The 15,972-nt window shown below is 67.3% G+C and carries 17 protein-coding genes; 3 read left to right on the forward strand and 14 right to left on the reverse strand.

The features are described 5' to 3' along the window. Window positions 1-54: 54 nt before the first annotated feature. The 5 genes from V6D00_01860 to V6D00_01880 form a co-directional block, all read right to left on the reverse strand. Complete coding sequence (locus tag V6D00_01860) at window positions 55-1,005, reverse strand: UDP-glucuronic acid decarboxylase family protein (protein HEY9897902.1); 951 nt, start codon at window positions 1,003-1,005, stop codon at window positions 55-57. Between the two features lie 2 nt (window positions 1,006-1,007). Continuing rightward, window positions 1,008-2,432, reverse strand: a complete 1,425-nt coding sequence (locus V6D00_01865) for a UDP-glucose/GDP-mannose dehydrogenase family protein (protein HEY9897903.1) — start codon at window positions 2,430-2,432, stop codon at window positions 1,008-1,010. 18 nt (window positions 2,433-2,450) lie between these two features. Next, the gene (gene rfbB / locus V6D00_01870; GenBank protein HEY9897904.1) at window positions 2,451-3,458 is read right to left on the reverse strand and encodes a dTDP-glucose 4,6-dehydratase; all 1,008 of its coding nucleotides are present in this window, start codon (window positions 3,456-3,458) and stop codon (window positions 2,451-2,453) included. A gap of 21 nt (window positions 3,459-3,479) precedes the next feature. Next, on the reverse strand, window positions 3,480-4,547 hold the full coding sequence (locus tag V6D00_01875) for a glucose-1-phosphate thymidylyltransferase (GenBank protein ID HEY9897905.1): 1,068 nt from the start codon (window positions 4,545-4,547) through the stop codon (window positions 3,480-3,482). Between the two features lie 89 nt (window positions 4,548-4,636). Then, window positions 4,637-5,392, reverse strand: a complete 756-nt coding sequence (locus tag V6D00_01880; protein ID HEY9897906.1) for a glycosyltransferase family 2 protein — start codon at window positions 5,390-5,392, stop codon at window positions 4,637-4,639. A gap of 128 nt (window positions 5,393-5,520) precedes the next feature. On the opposite strand from V6D00_01880, the gene V6D00_01885 reads away from it, so the two are divergent. The 3 genes from V6D00_01885 (at window position 5,521) to V6D00_01895 (ending at window position 7,845) form a co-directional block, all read left to right on the forward strand. Further along, entirely contained in the window at window positions 5,521-5,949 is a 429-nt protein-coding gene (locus tag V6D00_01885; protein ID HEY9897907.1) for a GtrA family protein, read from the forward strand. A 169-nt stretch (window positions 5,950-6,118) separates the two neighbouring features. Next, a complete protein-coding gene (locus tag V6D00_01890) occupies window positions 6,119-6,400 on the forward strand; it encodes a hypothetical protein (GenBank protein HEY9897908.1) in 282 nt (93 codons plus the stop codon). A gap of 311 nt (window positions 6,401-6,711) precedes the next feature. Beyond that, the gene (locus V6D00_01895; GenBank protein ID HEY9897909.1) at window positions 6,712-7,845 is read left to right on the forward strand and encodes a glycosyltransferase family 39 protein; all 1,134 of its coding nucleotides are present in this window, start codon (window positions 6,712-6,714) and stop codon (window positions 7,843-7,845) included. Here V6D00_01895 and V6D00_01900 read toward each other — a convergent pair. Genes V6D00_01900 through V6D00_01940 form a run of 9 tightly spaced genes read right to left on the reverse strand, consistent with a single transcriptional unit; the run spans window position 7,796 to window position 15,860 of the window. Beyond that, window positions 7,796-8,764, reverse strand: coding sequence for a glycosyltransferase family 2 protein (locus tag V6D00_01900; protein ID HEY9897910.1), 969 nt, complete (start codon window positions 8,762-8,764; stop codon window positions 7,796-7,798). The genes V6D00_01895 and V6D00_01900 overlap by 50 nt on opposite strands. A gap of 56 nt (window positions 8,765-8,820) precedes the next feature. Further along, complete coding sequence (locus V6D00_01905; GenBank protein HEY9897911.1) at window positions 8,821-9,657, reverse strand: glycosyltransferase family 2 protein; 837 nt, start codon at window positions 9,655-9,657, stop codon at window positions 8,821-8,823. Continuing rightward, window positions 9,650-10,999 (reverse strand): hypothetical protein, encoded by a 1,350-nt coding sequence (locus tag V6D00_01910; protein HEY9897912.1) that lies wholly within the window; start codon window positions 10,997-10,999, stop codon window positions 9,650-9,652. Before V6D00_01910 ends, V6D00_01905 begins: the two co-directional genes overlap by 8 nt. Window positions 11,000-11,001: 2 nt before the next feature. Continuing rightward, window positions 11,002-11,940, reverse strand: coding sequence for a lysylphosphatidylglycerol synthase transmembrane domain-containing protein (locus tag V6D00_01915; GenBank protein HEY9897913.1), 939 nt, complete (start codon window positions 11,938-11,940; stop codon window positions 11,002-11,004). Between the two features lies 1 nt (window position 11,941). Next, a complete protein-coding gene (locus V6D00_01920) occupies window positions 11,942-12,967 on the reverse strand; it encodes a glycosyltransferase family 2 protein (GenBank protein ID HEY9897914.1) in 1,026 nt (341 codons plus the stop codon). After that, on the reverse strand, window positions 12,964-13,347 hold the full coding sequence (locus V6D00_01925; GenBank protein ID HEY9897915.1) for a DUF2304 domain-containing protein: 384 nt from the start codon (window positions 13,345-13,347) through the stop codon (window positions 12,964-12,966). Before V6D00_01925 ends, V6D00_01920 begins: the two co-directional genes overlap by 4 nt. Next, window positions 13,348-14,118, reverse strand: a complete 771-nt coding sequence (locus V6D00_01930; GenBank protein ID HEY9897916.1) for a glycosyltransferase family 2 protein — start codon at window positions 14,116-14,118, stop codon at window positions 13,348-13,350. It lies immediately after the preceding gene. Window positions 14,119-14,122: 4 nt separating this feature from the next. Beyond that, complete coding sequence (locus V6D00_01935; protein HEY9897917.1) at window positions 14,123-14,437, reverse strand: hypothetical protein; 315 nt, start codon at window positions 14,435-14,437, stop codon at window positions 14,123-14,125. Beyond that, window positions 14,430-15,860 carry a DUF2142 domain-containing protein gene (locus V6D00_01940; protein HEY9897918.1) on the reverse strand — a complete coding sequence of 477 codons (1,431 nt, stop codon included), beginning with the start codon at window positions 15,858-15,860 and terminating at the stop codon, window positions 14,430-14,432. The genes V6D00_01935 and V6D00_01940 overlap by 8 nt, the downstream gene beginning before the upstream one ends. Window positions 15,861-15,972: the final 112 nt, after the last annotated feature.

The raw sequence follows: 15,972 nt of genomic DNA on the forward strand, positions 1-15,972 counted from the left end.
TATCCCCCCACCCCTAGCCCCGCCCCACCGGGGGGCGGGGGATCTCAGGCATGGCTAGGCCAGCGAAACCTGGTTGTTCAGCAGCGCTTGGTAGTAATCGATCGTCTTCACCAGCCCCTCGTCGACCATGACCCTCGGCTCCCAGCCGAGCAGCGCCTTGGCCCGCGAGATGTCCGGGCGACGGGTCCTGGGATCGTCCTGGGGCAGCGGCCGATAGCTGATCTCGCTCTTGCTGCCGGTCATCTCGATGACCCGCTTGGCGAAGTCCAGGATGGTGAACTCGACCGGGTTGCCGATGTTCACCGGCTCGCTCACCCCCGAGTCCATCAGCCGGCGGATCCCCTCGACCAGGTCGGACACGTACTGGAAGCTGCGGGTCTGCTGCCCCTCGCCGAAGACGGTCAAGGGCTCGCCCCGCAGAGCCTGGTTGATGAAGGAGGGCACGACCCGCCCGTCATCCGGCCGGTTGCGCGGCCCGTAGGTGTTGAAGATGCGGACGATGCGCGTGTCCACGCCGTGGGTCCGGTGGTAGGCCATGGTGATGGCCTCGGCGAAGCGCTTGGCCTCGTCGTACACCCCGCGCGGGCCGATGGGGTTCACGTTGCCCCAGTAGCTCTCGGGCTGCGGGTGGACCAGGGGATCGCCGTAGACCTCCGAGGTCGAGGTCAGCAAGAACTTCGCCCCCTTGGCTTTCGCGAGCCCCAGGGCGTTGTGGGTCCCGAGCGAGCCCACCTTCAGGGTCTGGATCGGCAGCTCCAGGTAGTCGATGGGGCTGGCGGGACTGGCCAGGTGCAACACCCAGTCCACCTCGCCCTGCACGTGGATGTGGTTGCTCACGTCGTGGTGGATGAACTCGAAAAGGGTGCTGCTCTGGAGGTGCTGGACGTTGGCCAGCGAGCCGGTGACAAGGTTGTCCACCACGACCACCCGGTGACCCTCGGAAACGAGGCGATCGCAGAGGTGCGACCCGATGAAGCCCGCCCCACCCGTGACGACGATGCGCATCCTTACCTCCCCACGCCCACGTAGACGAAGCCGTCGTGCTCGGCTGTCGCCGGATCGTAGATGTTCCGGGCATCCACCAGCACGTTGGAGCGCATGACGGCCTTGAGCTGGGCCAGGTCGAGCCGCTTGAAGTCGTCCCACTCGGTCACCACGACCACCGCATCGCAGCCCCAGGCCAGGTCCGTCGGATCGGCCGCGTAGACCAGGTCCAGGTTCGGGTTCTGAGCCTTGCAGGCGTCCATGGCGATGGGGTCGTAGCCCTTGACCCGGGCGCCCATCCTGATCAGGGTGTGGGCGATGTCGAGGGCCGGAGCGTCGCGCAGGTCGTCGGTGTTGGGCTTGAACGCGAGCCCCAGAAGGCCGATGGTCTTGCCCTTGACGATCTTGAGCTGGTCCTGCAGCTTCTGGACGATGCGCTGGCGCTGGGCCTGGTTGACCTCGATGGTCGCCTTGAGCATCTGGGGCTCGTAGCCGTACTCGCGGGCGATCGAGACCAGGGCCGAGACGTCCTTGCCGAAGCACGAGCCGCCCCAGCCGGCGCCGGCGTTGAGGAAGCGCTGGCCGATGCGGGCGTCGAGACCGATGCCGCGGGCCACCTCGACCACGTCCGCGCCGACCTTCTCGCAGAGGTTCGCGACCTCGTTGGCGAAGGAGATCTTGGTGGCGAGGAAGGCGTTTGCCGCGTACTTGATCATCTCGGCCGACGGCAGGTCGGTCGTCACCAGGGGCACCGCACCGAAGCTCTCAGGGCGAGGCGCCACGCTCGGGGCCTTGAAGGTCTGTTCCAGGATGGGCGCGTAGAGCTGGCGCATGAGGGAGAGGGCCTCGGGCTCGTGGGCACCGACCACGATGCGATCGGGATAGAGGGTGTCGCCGATGGCCGAGCCCTCGCGCAGGAACTCGGGGTTGGAGGCCACCATGAAGACGGGCTCGTCGCCGAGGGGCGCCCCCAGGCTGCCGGTGCCGTGCAGACCGGCGGGCTGCAGGGCGTGGACGCCCTCGCGCACCAGCATCTCGACCCAGTTGCCCGAGCCGATGGGCACCGTGCTCTTGTTGACGACGACCCGCGGCTTTGAGGGGTCGAGGGCCGCGCCGATGGCGCGCGCCACGGCCTCCACGTACTGGAGGTCGGGCTCGCCCGAGGGCTGCGGCGGAGTGCCCACGGCGATGAAGACCACGTCCGCCGGGCGGACCCCCTCTTCGATCGACAGGGTGAAGCGCAGGCTCCCCTTCTGGGCGCCGCTCTGCTTGATGCAGTGGGTGAGCAGCTCGGAGAGGCCCGGCTCGTAGATGGGCGACTGGCCGGCGCGCAGCTGGTCGATCTTGACCGGGTTGTTGTCGACGCACACCACGTCATGCCCCAGGTAGGAGAGGCAGGTGCCCGTGACGAGGCCGACGTAGCCGGTGCCGATGACGCAAACTTGCATGAGGTCTCCTTGATTACCCTACTGGGCGAGCTGGTTGGCCTTGGCCCGCGCCGCGTCGAGGCCGCGCTGCTTGAGGGGGCGCCACCAGGCCTCGTTGGCCAAATACCAGGCGATGGTCTGCTCGATGCCGGTCTCGAAGGTGTACGAAGGCACCCAGCCAAGCTCACGTTCGATCTTCGAGGCGTCGATGGCGTAGCGCTTGTCGTGGCCGGGGCGGTCCTGCACGTAGCGGATCAGGCTCTCGGGCTTGCCGAGCTTTTCGAGGACGAGGCGGGTGATCTCGAGGTTGGTCTTCTCGTTGTGCCCGCCGATGTTGTAGGTCTGGCCGGGGGTCCCCGCGTGCAGCACCCGGTCGAGGGCGCGGCAGTGGTCCTCGACGTGCAGCCAGTCGCGCACGTTGAGACCGTCCCCGTACACGGGCACCGACTGATCATCCATCAGGTTGGTGATGAAGAGCGGGATCAGCTTCTCCGGGAAGTGGTAGGGGCCGTAGTTGTTCGAGCAGTTGGTGATGATCGTGGGGAACCCGAAGGTCTCGAAGTAGGCCCGGGCCAGCATGTCCGAGCCGGCCTTGGAGGCCGAGTAGGGGCTGTTGGGCGCGTAGGGCGTCTCTTCGGTGAAAAAGCCGGTCGCGCCCAGGCTGCCGTAGACCTCGTCGGTGCTGACGTGCAAGAAGCGCTCGACCTTGTGCCGCTTGGCCGCATCCAGGAGGACCTGGGTCCCCAGGACATTGGTGCGCACGAAGGCGGCGGGATCCGTGAGGCTGCGATCCACGTGGGACTCGGCGGCCAGGTGCATGACCGCGTCCACCCCCTGCATGACCTCGTCCACCAGGGCGGCGTCGCAGATGTCGCCGTGGACAAAGGTGTAGCGCGGGTTGGCGCTGACGTCCGACAGGCTCTCGAGGCAGCCCGCATAGGTCAGCGCATCCAGGTTGACGATGGAGTAGGTCGGATGCGCGGTCAGCATGTGGCGAACCAGGTTGCCCCCGATGAAGCCGGCGCCGCCGGTGAGGAGGATCTTCATTGGCGTGTTCTCGTCCTTCCTCTACACGATGCTGAACTGGCTGTTGTCGCCGACCATCAGGCGATAGGCCTTGGGCTTGAGCTCGCCGCGGGTGACCTCGACGTTCTTGCCGAGCAGGGAATCGACGATCCGGCCGTTGATGTCGAGGATCGAGCTACCCGAGAGGATGATGGAGTGCTCGACCTCGGCGCTCGTGATGGTCACGTTCTCGTCGATGGAGGTGTAGGGCCCGATGAAGGTGTTGGTGAGCTTGCACCCCTCGCCGATGATGGCAGGACCGCGCACCACGCAGTTCTCGAGGCGGGCGCCGGGGGCTATCACGACGCGGCCCTGGATCTGGCAGTTGCCGACCAGCTCGCCCTGCACGTCGGACACGAGGTCGTCGAGCATGATGCGGTTGGCCTCGAGCATGTCCGTCAGCTTGCCCGTGTCCTTCCACCAGCCGGAGATGACGTGGGGCAGCACCTGCTGGCCCTGGTCGATCAGGTACTGGATGGCGTCGGTGATCTCGAGCTCGCCGCGCGGCGAGGGCTGGATGGTATTGACCGCCCGGAAGATGGCCTGCGAGAAGAGGTAGACCCCCACGAGCGCGAGGTCGGACTGGGGGACCTTGGGCTTCTCCTCGAGGATCTTGACGGATCCGTCGTCGTTGAGCACGGCCACGCCGAACTGGTTGGGGTTGGGCACGCGAGCGAGCAAGATCTGCGCGTCGGGCTTCTTGGCCTTGAACTCGTCGACGAAGCTCTTGATGCCGCCGCGGATGAGGTTGTCGCCCAGGTACATGACGAACGGCTCGCCCGCCATGAACTCCTCGGAGATCTTGACGGCGTGCGCCAGGCCCAGGGGGGCCTCCTGGGGGAGGTAGGTCACCTTGACGCCCCAGCGGGAGCCGTCGCCCACCGCCGCGCGCACCTCGGCGCCGGTCTCGCCGATGATGATCCCGATGTCCTCGATCCCCGCCTCCTTCATGGCCTCGATGGCGTAGAAGAGGATGGGCTTGTTGGCCACGGGCACGAGCTGCTTGGCCGCCGTGTGGGTGATGGGGCGCAGGCGCGTGCCCTTGCCGCCGCTCAGGATCAGACCTTTCATTCGAACTTCCTCATTGGTTGGATGGGATGGCCGCGCTCGGCGCGACGGAAACCGGAAAGGGATGATTCACAATACCCGGAATCCCGGATTTAGCGCCGTTCGAGGGTTTCTTGCCGGTGGGCCGGGACGACGGCGCTCAGCTCGGCCCTGCGAATCGGGGTGCGATCGAGGAATCGGTACTTGAGCAGGACCCACATGGCCTCGAAGGCATCCTTGAGGCCGATGTGCTTGCCTTCCTCGTAGGTGCGACCATTGTAGCTGATAGGGACCTCGAAAATACGGTAGCCGGCCTTGGCGATCTTGACGGTGATTTCCGGCTCGAAGCCGAAGCGGTCGGATTGGAGGGGGATGCTCTGGATCACCTCGCGCCGGAAGAGCTTGTAGCACGTCTCCATGTCGGTGAGATTGATGTTGGTGAGCATGTTGGAGACCATGGTCAGGCACTTGTTGCCCACCGAGTGCCAGTAGTAGAGCACCCGGTGCGGGCCGCCCGCGAAGCGCGAGCCGTAGACCACGTCCGCCTTGTTCTCGAGGATGGGCTGCATCAGGAAGGGGTACTCGGCCGGATCGTACTCGAGGTCGGCGTCCTGCACGATGACCACGTCGCCGGTGGCCTGGCGGAAGCCCTCGCGCAGGGCCGCGCCCTTGCCCATGTTCCGGGGCTGGAAGACGATGACGTAGCCGGGCTTGCCCCGCAGGCCGTCCAGGAAGTCGCGCGAGCCGTCCTTGGAGCCGTCGTCGACCAGGATGATCTCCTTGTCCACCGGCACCGCTTCGACCCGGCGGAGGATCTCGGCAAGGGTCCGCATCTCGTTGTAGACGGGGATGACGACGGAAAGGCGCATGGGTCTCCTCAACATTCGACGGCGAAAAACCGATCAATTATATGACAAAGCCCCGGGAAACGCTAAGCCATGCTGCTTTCGCCTTGTCGTGCACTCTCAAGTCGGGCTAGACTGATGGCATGCACGAAATGGACACGGTCGCCCCCCCCTCATCGCTCGCGGCAAAGGTCGGCAGGTTTGCCGTCTCCGGAGGCACCTCGGCCGTCTTCAACCTCGCGTTGCTGCACGTTCTGGTCGCGTGGTGCGCGCTGCGCGGCGGCTGGCGCGAGGACCTCGCCAACCTGATCGCGCTGGAGCTGAGCGTCGTCTTCCAGTTCACGCTCTGCCGGCTCTGGGTCTGGAAGGCCACCGAGCGCCAGGGGGGAATGTGGGCTCAGTTCCTGCGCTTCCACGGCGCGGTCCTGGTGACCTCGGGAGCACGCCTGTTCCTGTTCTCGGGCCTGCGCCAGGTGGGAGTGCACTACCTCCTGAATGCGGCCATCGGCATCGGCCTGGCCGCGATCGCGAACTACTTCCTGTACGATCGCTTCGTCTTCCGTTCTCGACTCCCGCGTTAACGCCGCCATGCGCGTTCCCTGGAGACGCCTCCTGTCCTGGAGGCCGCACGTCGCAGCCCTGTTGCTCGCTTTCTACTGCCTGCAGCGCGTCGGCTTAGCCGTTCCCGCTGATGCCTGGCGGGTCCTGACCGACGAGACCTTTCGCGCCCAGTTGCGAGAGGAGGACTCCGTGTCGCGCTACGAGCGGCGTTTCGCGAAGCTGGCTTCCCACCTGCCCACCCGAGGAGAGCTGGGCTATCTTTGCGCCGTCGCCTCCGACAGCATTTTGACGGATGGACAAGCCGTTTCCGACTACTACCGGGCTCAGTACACCTTGGCCCCCCTGCAACTGAGGATGGATGCCTTGCCGCGTCTCGTCCTGAGTCAGGTCGGGGTGCCTCCTTCGGGGGAGTGGACCCTGGTGGCGGGTGATGACGACGGTTTGGCCTTGCTGCAGAGGATCGCGCCTTGATCGGCTCACTGTTGGCCCTTCTCTTGGCCTTGGTCAACGGCTGGCTTGTGACGTACCTGGTCCTCCCATTCGAGGGGGGCCACTCTCGCGGCGGGGCCCGGACGGGCACGATCAGCTTGGCAGTGGGCTTCGGTCTGGCCCAGTCATCTCTGACCTATCTGCTCTGGCTCGCCGTTCTGCAACCCTGGCGTCACGGCCTGCTTCTTGTCGATGGGACCTGTTTTCTCTTGCTTGGCATGCTGGCCTGGCGGAAGCGCTCGTCAGCGGGGGGGCCACCGATGCAGCCCCATCCCCGGAGCCTTTGGGAGCGCTTGTCGGAGATCCTCTTTGCCGGCGCGGTGTTCGTGAGCATGCTAGGGTTCGGGGTCAACGCCATCCACAACCCGCACGGCGGATGGGATGCATGGGCCATCTGGAACCTGCGCGCCCGCTTCCTGTTCCGGGGGGAAGCACACTGGACGGATGCCTTTTCGGAGACCTTGGCGTGGTCTCATCCCGACTATCCGCTGCTCCTGCCGGCCGCGATCGCCCGTGCCTGGCACTACGGCGCCCTGGAGACCCAGCTCGTTCCGGCACTGATCGGGTTCATGTTCACGTTCGCCACGGTCGGCCTCATGGTCTGGGGCGTCGGTCGCTTGCGGGGGCGCTCGCAAGGCCTGCTTGCAGGCCTGGTGCTCCTGGGCACCCCCTTCTTCGTGCAGCATGGAGCCAGCCAGTACGCCGAGCCTCCTCTGGCCTTCTATTTCCTCGCCACGCTTGTCCTGCTGACCTCGGCGAATGCCGCAGCTCCCTCCGAGCGCTACCGCTGGCTCTTCCTGGCGGCCCTGGCCGCAGGCTTCGGCGCCTGGACCAAGAATGAAGGGGGCCTCTTCCTCTTGGTGATGCTGCTGGTCCAGGGGGCGTGCTGGGTGCGGGCGAAGGGACGTCGCTGGTCGCGATACGACCTCGCCGGGATGGGGGCAGGCCTGGCTGGACCGGCGCTTCTGCTGCTGGCCTTCAAGAAGACGCTCGCTCCTGCGAACGACGTGATCGGAGCCCAGACCGCCGGGACGCTCGCCTCACACCTGCTCGATCCTGCGCGACATGCCCAGATCGCAGCCGCCTTCTGGGAGCAATTCAACCGCTTCGGCCACGGCATGGCCGTGGGTCTCGTGGTGTTCATGCTGCTGGCGGGACGCGAGCGATCGCTTCGGGGCGTCCGACCCACCTGGGCGGTCGTGGGCCTCATGCTGGCGGGTTACTACGGGGTCTATCTCATCACGCCCTGGAATCTGGGGTGGCACCTCGCGACGTCACTGGATCGACTCTTCCTGCAACTGTGGCCTTGCGCGGTCTTCGCGGCGATGCTGGGCGCGCGCGGCATCGCGCCAGCAGGTGGCGAGTCTGACGCCGCCGTCAGGTCTCGTCTCGAAGGACTGGAACCCGTTCAGACGAAGGCGACTTGAAGCCCAGGACCTCCTGGGTGAGGTAGAGGGGGCGCCCCTTGACCTCCTCGTAGATGCGGCCGATGTACTCGCCGATGATCCCGATGGTGATGAGCTGCACCCCGCCCAGGAAGAGCAACACCGCCATGAGCGAGGCCCAGCCGACGATGGTGGCCTGGGTGAAAAAGCGCAGGTAGACCACGTAGAGGATCCCCAGGAAGCTTGCGCCCGAGACGATAAAGCCCATGTAGGTCGCCAGTTGCAGGGGCAGGAACGAGAAGCTCGTGATGCCGTCGAAGGCGAACTTCAGCATCTTCTTGAGGGGGTACTTGGTCTCGCCGGCGAAGCGCTCGTGGCGCACGAACTTGACCCCGGTCTGCTTGAACCCGAGCCAGGCGACCAGGCCCCGCACGAAGCGGTTCTTCTCGCGGACGCGCTTGAGCCCCTCCACCGCCGTGCGGCTCATGAGGCGGAAGTCGCCCGTGTCGACGGGGATGTCCACGTTGGTGATCTTGGAGATCAGGCGGTAGAAGCCCGCGGCCGTCACCCGCTTGAAGAGGCTCTCGCCCTGCCGCTGCTCGCGCACGGCGTAGACCACGTCGTAGCCCTCGCGCCACTTGGCGGCGAGCTCGGCGATGACCTCGGGCGGATCCTGGAGGTCGGCGTCGATGATGACGACCGCGTCGCCCTGGGCGTGGTCCATCCCCGCCGTGATGGCGATCTGGTGGCCGAAGTTGCGCGAGAGGTTGACCAGGCGCGAGTGGACGTCCCGCGTGGCAAGCTCCCTGAGCAGCTCCACCGAGCGATCGCGGCTGCCGTCGTTGACGAAGACCAGCTCGTAGTCCTCGGGCATCCCCTCCATCGCCGCGGTGAGTCGGCGGTGCAGCTCGGGGATGATGGCTTCCTCGTTGAAGATGGGAATGACGACCGAAATCAGCACGCGAGAGACCTTTCCAATGTTGATCGCCCCATCTTACCAGAGTGTACCGGGGGTTTCTAGGCGCCTCGAAAGACTGCGGCCAGGACCTCCAGGTAGATCGAGGCGTGGCGAGGAGTGCGTAGCGCCTTGGCTGCGTACTTGATGGCGAGATAGGCGCGCAGTCCCAGGAGTTCGGCCCAAGAGGCATGCTTGCGATAGTAGTAGAGCTGGCTGGTTCGGTAATGACGCTCGGTCCGAGTGCCGAGCTGCCGAGCACTCACGCCCCTCACATGCCGGGCGGTGGCTTCCGGCAAGAAGACGACCTGATAGCCGGCACCGCGGGCGCGCCGGCACAGATCCAGGTCCTCGAAGTAGAGAAAGAAACCCGCATCGAAGCCGCCGATCGCTTCCCAGGTCTCGCGCCGGATCGCGCAGCATCCCCCCGTGACCCAGTCCACGGCGCCGCCTTCGGGCGCCACGACTTCTCCCTTCGCGTGGGCCCGTGCCCGCCGCCATTCCCACAACAGGGTCGGGTCGGCGCCCCAGGAGAGCTCGATGTCGCCTTCGGCGTCGTGGATGGCGGGGCCGACCACGCCGACCTCGGGCGAAGAGGCGAGCGCGGCGCGCAAGCGCTCGATCGTGTTACGCGCCAGCTCGGCGTCCGGGTTGAGCAAGAGGATGTCGCGGGCACCGAGGGCGGCAGCTCCGACGTTGCAGGCGGCGCCGAAGCCGAGGTTCGCGTCCTGGGCCAGGACGAGCGCATCCGCTCGCGCCGCTCGTACCCGGTCGAGGGTGTCGTCGCTCGACGCGTTGTCGACGACGGCCACCGGCTCCCCGGCCGGGATCGAGTTCAGACACGCCTCGATGGTCTTGGCCGAGTTCCAGGTGACGATGACGACGCCGATCTCAGCCACGGGGGGCGCCTCGTCCGGAGCGCTTGCCGAGGTAGCGCGAGGCGCGAGCCTTCAAGCCGGCCATCCCCTCTTCCTTCAGGGCCAGGGCGCCCTTGGTGATGAGCGGAAGGGGGCCCAGCAGGCGCCACGGCGCGAGGCCGATGGCCCGGGGGCCGGGGTAGGGGGCATCGCAGTAGCCCGCCAGCGGGAGGATCGCGCGTTCCCAGGTGAAACGCTCGGAGGCCCGCTTCGCTCGGACGGCGCAGGCCGTTCGCAGCGCATCGTCGCTCCCCAGGCGCAACAGGGCCTGCGTCCAGCCGGCGACGTCGCCGGGGGCGATCGCCTCGCCGAGGCCTTCGAGCGTCACCAGATCGGCCATGGCGTCGCCCGCGGTGGTCAGGATGGGCAGCCCGGCCCAGAGGTAGTCCAGCACCCGGGTCCGGAACGAGAAGCGCGTCTCCAGGTGATCGCGATGGGCGGTGAAGGCGGCATCGGCCTCGAGCAGCAGGGCGCCGCGGTCCTGGTAGGGGATCCAGTCCTCGATGAAATGAACCGAGCGCCCTAACGCCCCGAGCTCCAGGGCCAGGGCACGCGCCGCCTCGGCCATGGGCATGGCGGGAGTGCCGGGGTTGGGGGACTTGCCCGCGAGGAAGACGAGCTTGATCGCGGGGTGCGCGTCCTGAAGCGCCGCCGCCGCCCGGATGGGGGTGAGCGGGTCGAACCACTCCCAGATCCCCCCGCCCCAGAGGAAGACGCGCGCGCCCTCGTCGATGCCCGGCAGCACCCCGCGAATCCTTGCGGGGCCCGGCCTGGGGGCCTCGGAGGGGAGCCCGAAGGGGACCACGCTCAGCAGGCGCTGGGCGCTCGGATCCCGGGCGTACAGCTCGGGGCCCAGGCGCCCCTGCGCGCAGAGGCGCCCGAGCCAGTAGTCGCGCTGGCGCTCGCTCGCGCAGATCATGAAGTCCGCCCGCCGCATCTGCTCGTCCAGGTAGCAGTGATGCTCGGCGTAGAGGTAGGCATCGAGCGCGCTGGTGCCGTGCGAGGCCAGCTCCTCGAAGAGCATGGGGTCGTACAGGTCCAGGACCGTGAACTTCCCAAGGCACAAGAGGCGGGGGTGCTGGGCGTAGAGGTAGCCGCCCGCCAGGAGGATGTCGGCGCGAGAGGCGAGGGCGTGGAGCGCGCGCGGATCGACGCCCGCCTCGATCCGAACCGACGCCTCCAGCTCTCCTGCCTGGGGCTGAAGGCTCGCCAAGGTGACGTCGTGGCGGGCGCTCAGGTGGCGCGCCAGCTCGAAGGCCCGGATTGCAGGCCCTGCCATGCGCGCCCCGAGGCGGTCGTCGGTGATGACGAGAAGGCGGGCCATGGCTAGACTCCCGTCGCCTTGCGAGCAGGGCGGGCGAGGGTCTCGAGAAGGTGCACCCCGCCGCCGACGGCCCCGGCCAGCAGCAGCATCGCGAGGCTCAAGACGCCCACGGCGAGCGCTTCGGGCGATCCGACGCCGACCCTCCCCAGGAAGAAGACCAGGCTGCTCTCGCGGATCCCGATGCCGTTCACCGAGAGCGGCAAGCTGGTCAAGAGGACCATGACCGGAACGAAGGCCAGGACGTAGGCCAAAGGGACGCTCCTGCCGATGGCCAGGATCAAGAAGAAGTGCATCACCGCGTTCAGGTACTGGATCGCGATGGCCAGCCCCCACACCCGCAGGGTCTGCGCGCCGACGCCGGGAGCGCCAAGCGTGGCGACCGCCTCTCGAAGCAAGGGGAAGCGATCTCGCAAGCGCGAAAATGCCGGCTTTTCAAGTAACCAAGGAAAGGCGAAGGGCGCGCTCCCCGCGAGCAGGATGGCCGCCAGCAAGGAAGGCGACACGGCTTGCCGCATGTCGGGCGAGAAGAGCACGGCCGCCAGCGAAACCACCAGGAGGGAATGCAGCGCCAGGAACCGATCCACCACCACCGACCCCACCGACGATCCCGTCGCCCCCGAGTACCGTGCGAGCTTGTAGGCGCGCACCGCGTCCCCGCCGAAGCTCGAAGGCAAGAAGGTGTTGAAGAACATGCCGACCAGGTAAGCGCTGGACAGCGGCCCGAGGGGGATACGGACCCCCTGGATGCGGTTCACCCACTGCCACTTGACGATGCAGAGGACCTGGATGAAGGCCCAGGTGGCGATCGCAAGTCCGGTCCATGCCGGGTTCGCCTGTCTCAGGGCCGAGAGGGCCTGGGCGGGGTTGGTCATTCTCACCAGCAGCGCGATCGCCGCCACGCTGAAGACTAGCTGCAAGACCAGGCCGAGCTTGCGCCGCATACTACTCCTTGAGCGCCAGTTCTCGCGCCGAGATCCCGAAGCGGTCGAACCAGGAAGAGACCTCCCGGGAGCTGACGGCGCGCAGGCGCCGGATGCGCCTGCGCTCGGCGATCAGCCGCGGGAGGGCGAGCAGGGTGTGGAAGTAGGCCCTGAGGAGGATGAGCACCAGGCCGCCGGCCGGCGCCTGCGAGGCGAACTGCCCGCTTGCGCCCTTCTTGGCCAGAACGCCGTAGGCCTGGAGCAGGTACCGCCAGAAGGTGTAACAGGGGCTCAGGAGCAGCATGCCGAGCGGGAAGGTACGCAGGCGGACCCAGAGGTGGTTTCGCTCGACCAGGTACGCCTTGAGCGGCGAGTACTTGCCCGCTGTGGCCGAGTAGTGGTGGTAGACGACGGCGTCAGGCACGTACCAGCAGCGGCCGCCCGAGAGCCGGATGCGCATCCCCAGGTCCATGTCCTCGCAGTAGGCGAAGAACTCGGAAGGGAAGGCCCCGACGCGCTCCAGGGCGCCGCGCCGGTAGAGGCCCGCGCAGCCGCTCGGCGCGAAAACCTCGCGGGCCTCGGCGTAGGCCGCGGCGGGCTCGAGGCGGCCGAGGCCGCGGGACATGCCGTCCCGGTAGACGATGATCCCGATGGTGTCGAGGGTGTCACGCCGATCGAAGGAGCGGATCTGGCAGGCGAACATGTCCCAGTCGGGACGGGCCTCGGCCTCGCGCATCAGGGTCTCGAGCCAGGCGGGCTCGCAGACCGTGTCGTTGTTGAGGACCAGCACGTACTCGCCCCGGGCCGCCCGGATGCCGACGTTGTTGCCTTCCGAGTAGCCGAGATTCTGCTCGTTGCGGATGGCATGGAAGCCGAGCGCGTCGCGCTGAGCCTCGATCAGCTCCCACGAGCCGTCGACCGAGGCATTGTCGACCACGATCAGCTCGAAGTCCCGGTAGGTCTGGGCTCGCAGCGAATCGAGGCAGGCCTCCAGGTAGTCGCCCCCGTTGTAGTTCAGGACGATCAGCGAAACCTTGGGGACCGTCATCGGGGGGCTTCCTCTCGGGGAAGGGCGGCGCGCATGCGCTCGACCTCGGCGCGCAGCAGGCCCAGCTCCTGGGCCAGGTCCCGGTTCTTGTCCGCGAGCTTGGAGATGACGAGCGAGTAGTGCATGAGCAGCAGGTACGCGCCCATGATCAGGATGAGGAAGAGCGCGGCCGGCGGGTAGGCGATGCCGACGGAGAAGGAGATGCGGGTCAGCAGGTCGCGCCACAGGGAGAGTCCGAGGAAGGCCAGGGCGATCGCGAGCCACAGCAGCGAGTATTCCTCGCGGAGCTTCTTCTGGCGAAGCAGGTTCAGCACCGCGCCGAGCACCGCGAGGCTGCCGAGCACCGCCAGGACCTGGATGCGGAAGATCTGGACTTCCATCTAGGCGCCTCGCGTGCGGACGGGGGCCCGGAGCAGGTTCAGGCCGATGGCGAGCATGACCTTGACCATGTAGTAGGCGGACTTCAGGCCGTGGATCGACGAGCGCCCCCCCTGGCGCTCCTCCATCGCCACGGGGATCTCGCGGATCCTGAAGCCGTTGCGGCCGAGCAGGATGACCGCCTCGGGCTCGGGGTAGTCCACCGGGTAGTGCTGGGCGAGGAAGGCGATCGCCTCGCGGCCGTATGCGCGGAAGCCCGAGGTGCTGTCGGTGATCCGCTGCTTGATGGCCAGCGAGTTGACGACCTCGAAGACGCGGATGCCCACCCGGCGCAGGGCCGTCGACCGGAAGCTCTCGATCCCCAGGAAGCGCGAGCCGATCACCATGTCGAAGCGATCGCCCTCGAGCGCGGCCACCAGGCCCCGGATCTCCTCGGCCTTGTGCTGGCCGTCGCCGTCCACCTGGACGGCCACATCGAAGCCGTTGCGCGCGGCGTACTTGAAGCCGGTCTGGACGGCCCCGCCGATGCCCAGGTTGCAGGGCAGATCCACGACGGTGCAGCAGCCCGCGGCGCGCGCAAGGGCCGAGGTCTCGTCCCGCGAGCCGTCGTTGATCACGAGCACCGTGGCCTCCGGCAGTTGCGCCGCGAGGTCCGTCACGACCCGCCCGATGCTGGCCGCCTCGTTGAAGGCGGGCACCACCAGCAGCACCTTCGCGGGCTGCGAGGGCGTGGCGAGTGGAATGGCGCTTTTCAACTCGATGGAAGGTCGCATCTGGTCAAGACTTTACCACATCGGCAAGCGTTTCCGGGGCGATCGCCTCGCCGGCTTCCGTCTCGGGCCGCAGGGCGTAGCGCGCGATCACCGCGACGGCGAGCCCCAGCGAGGCGAAGAAGGCGAGCAACACCCCCACGTTGAAAGGCGGCTTGAGCAGCGCCGGGCGATACTGGCCCAGGTGCAGCGCCAGCGCATTGCCGGTAGTGAAGGGATGCAGCCCCCAGCCCTGGAGGGCCACCATGACGACGAACGAGCCGACGACCAGGGCGCAGAGGGCCTGCCAGAGGAGGTGGGGGCGCGAAGGATGCTTAGACATAGTACCGCTCGATGAGGCGCAGGAGGCACAGGGCGTTGAACAGCAGGGCGACGATCGCGATGACCCCGGCGGTCACGCGTTGCTTGCCTACAGGCGAGAGGTTGAGCACCCCGCCGAACCCGATCAGCATGAGCGGCAGCAGCACCGGCAGCCAGTAGCGTCCCTGCAGCATGGGGGTACCGGTGGGACGGAAGACCTGGTACTCGGCCATGTAGAGAAAGGCCAGGAAGCCGGCGGCGGCGGCGACGGCGACCAGCATGACCTGCCAGCCGGTCTGGCGGCGGCGCAGCCAGCGCCAGGTACCGAGGGCCCCGATCCACATGAAGAGCTCGACCAGGCGGTAGGCCGGATCGAAGACCATGGTGTCCAGCCAGCCGAAGTTCGCCCAGAAGCCCACCACCCAGAGATCGTGCGTGCGCGTGAGACCCGGCTTGACCATGTAGTGCCACACGTAGGAGTGCAGGGGAACGTCCATGACCGGGATGGCGCCGAGCAAGGAGGGCATCCACATCCCGTAGGTCTGCCTGCAGTGCCAGAGCCAGGGGGCGTAACACGCGGCGAAGACGAGGCCGAAGGCCGCCATCGCGCGCAGCCAGGCGAGTGCTCCCTCCTTGCGCCACAGCGCCTGCGCGAGGGCCGCTGCCGGGACCAGGCCGAGGAAGACGATCATCTGAGGCTTGCTGAGCATCCCCAGCCCCACCAGCAAGCCGAGCAAGGCGCCACGGCCCAGGCTCAGGCCCCGCTGCCACTGGACGGCGAGCGTCCATGCGGTGAGGCTCGCCAGCGCGATGAGGATGGCATCGTTGTTGACCGAGACCCCCGCCATGGAGAGCATGGGCTGGAAGCCGACCAGCAGGGCAAAGCAGGCGCGCACGAAGCGGCTGGGCCAGAGTGCGCCCGAGAGGAAAAACGCCGCGGCTGCGGTCACCAGGATGAACAGGCTCGACAGGGCACGGACGGCGAAGACCCGGTCCACCACCGTTCCGTTCCAGAAGGCACGGTAGACCAGCGACGCCGGGTAGTAGTAGCCGGGAGGGTAGTTCGCGGCCGAGGAGTTGCCGTCGTTGGTGCGCGCCAGGGGGGGCTGCTCGCGCAGGCGACTCTCGAGCGGGCCGTCGGGGCCGTCGGTGACCGGCACCTTGTGATCGGGGCGGTAGGCGACCCAGTTCAAGCCGGTTTGCGCCGCGGTGTGCCCCACCTCCTCGGAGTCACCGGTCAGGGGCTTGTGGGCGTCGAAGACGGGCAGGCGCCCGGTTTCCCCGAGGTACTGCACGTGATGGAAGTGCGCGGGCTCATCAGGCGTCTGCCAGATGGGGATGACGACGAGCCAGGCAATCTGCTTGAGCAGCACCAGGGCGAGCACCAGGGCGAGGATGGTTGCGGTGTTCAGGCGCCTGGTAGGCAGGAGTCGAGAAGCGTGCATCGTCAGTTTCCTTGAAGCTCAGGGCGTGGATTTTATGCCGAACCGCTTGGCCATGAACCGTCTGCCCTTGTTCAGCAGGCTGGGAAGCCCGCCGACCTTGAGGGCGCGATAG

This window comes from Pantanalinema sp. (genome assembly GCA_036704125.1).
Lineage (GTDB): Bacteria > Cyanobacteriota > Sericytochromatia > S15B-MN24 > UBA4093 > JAGIBK01.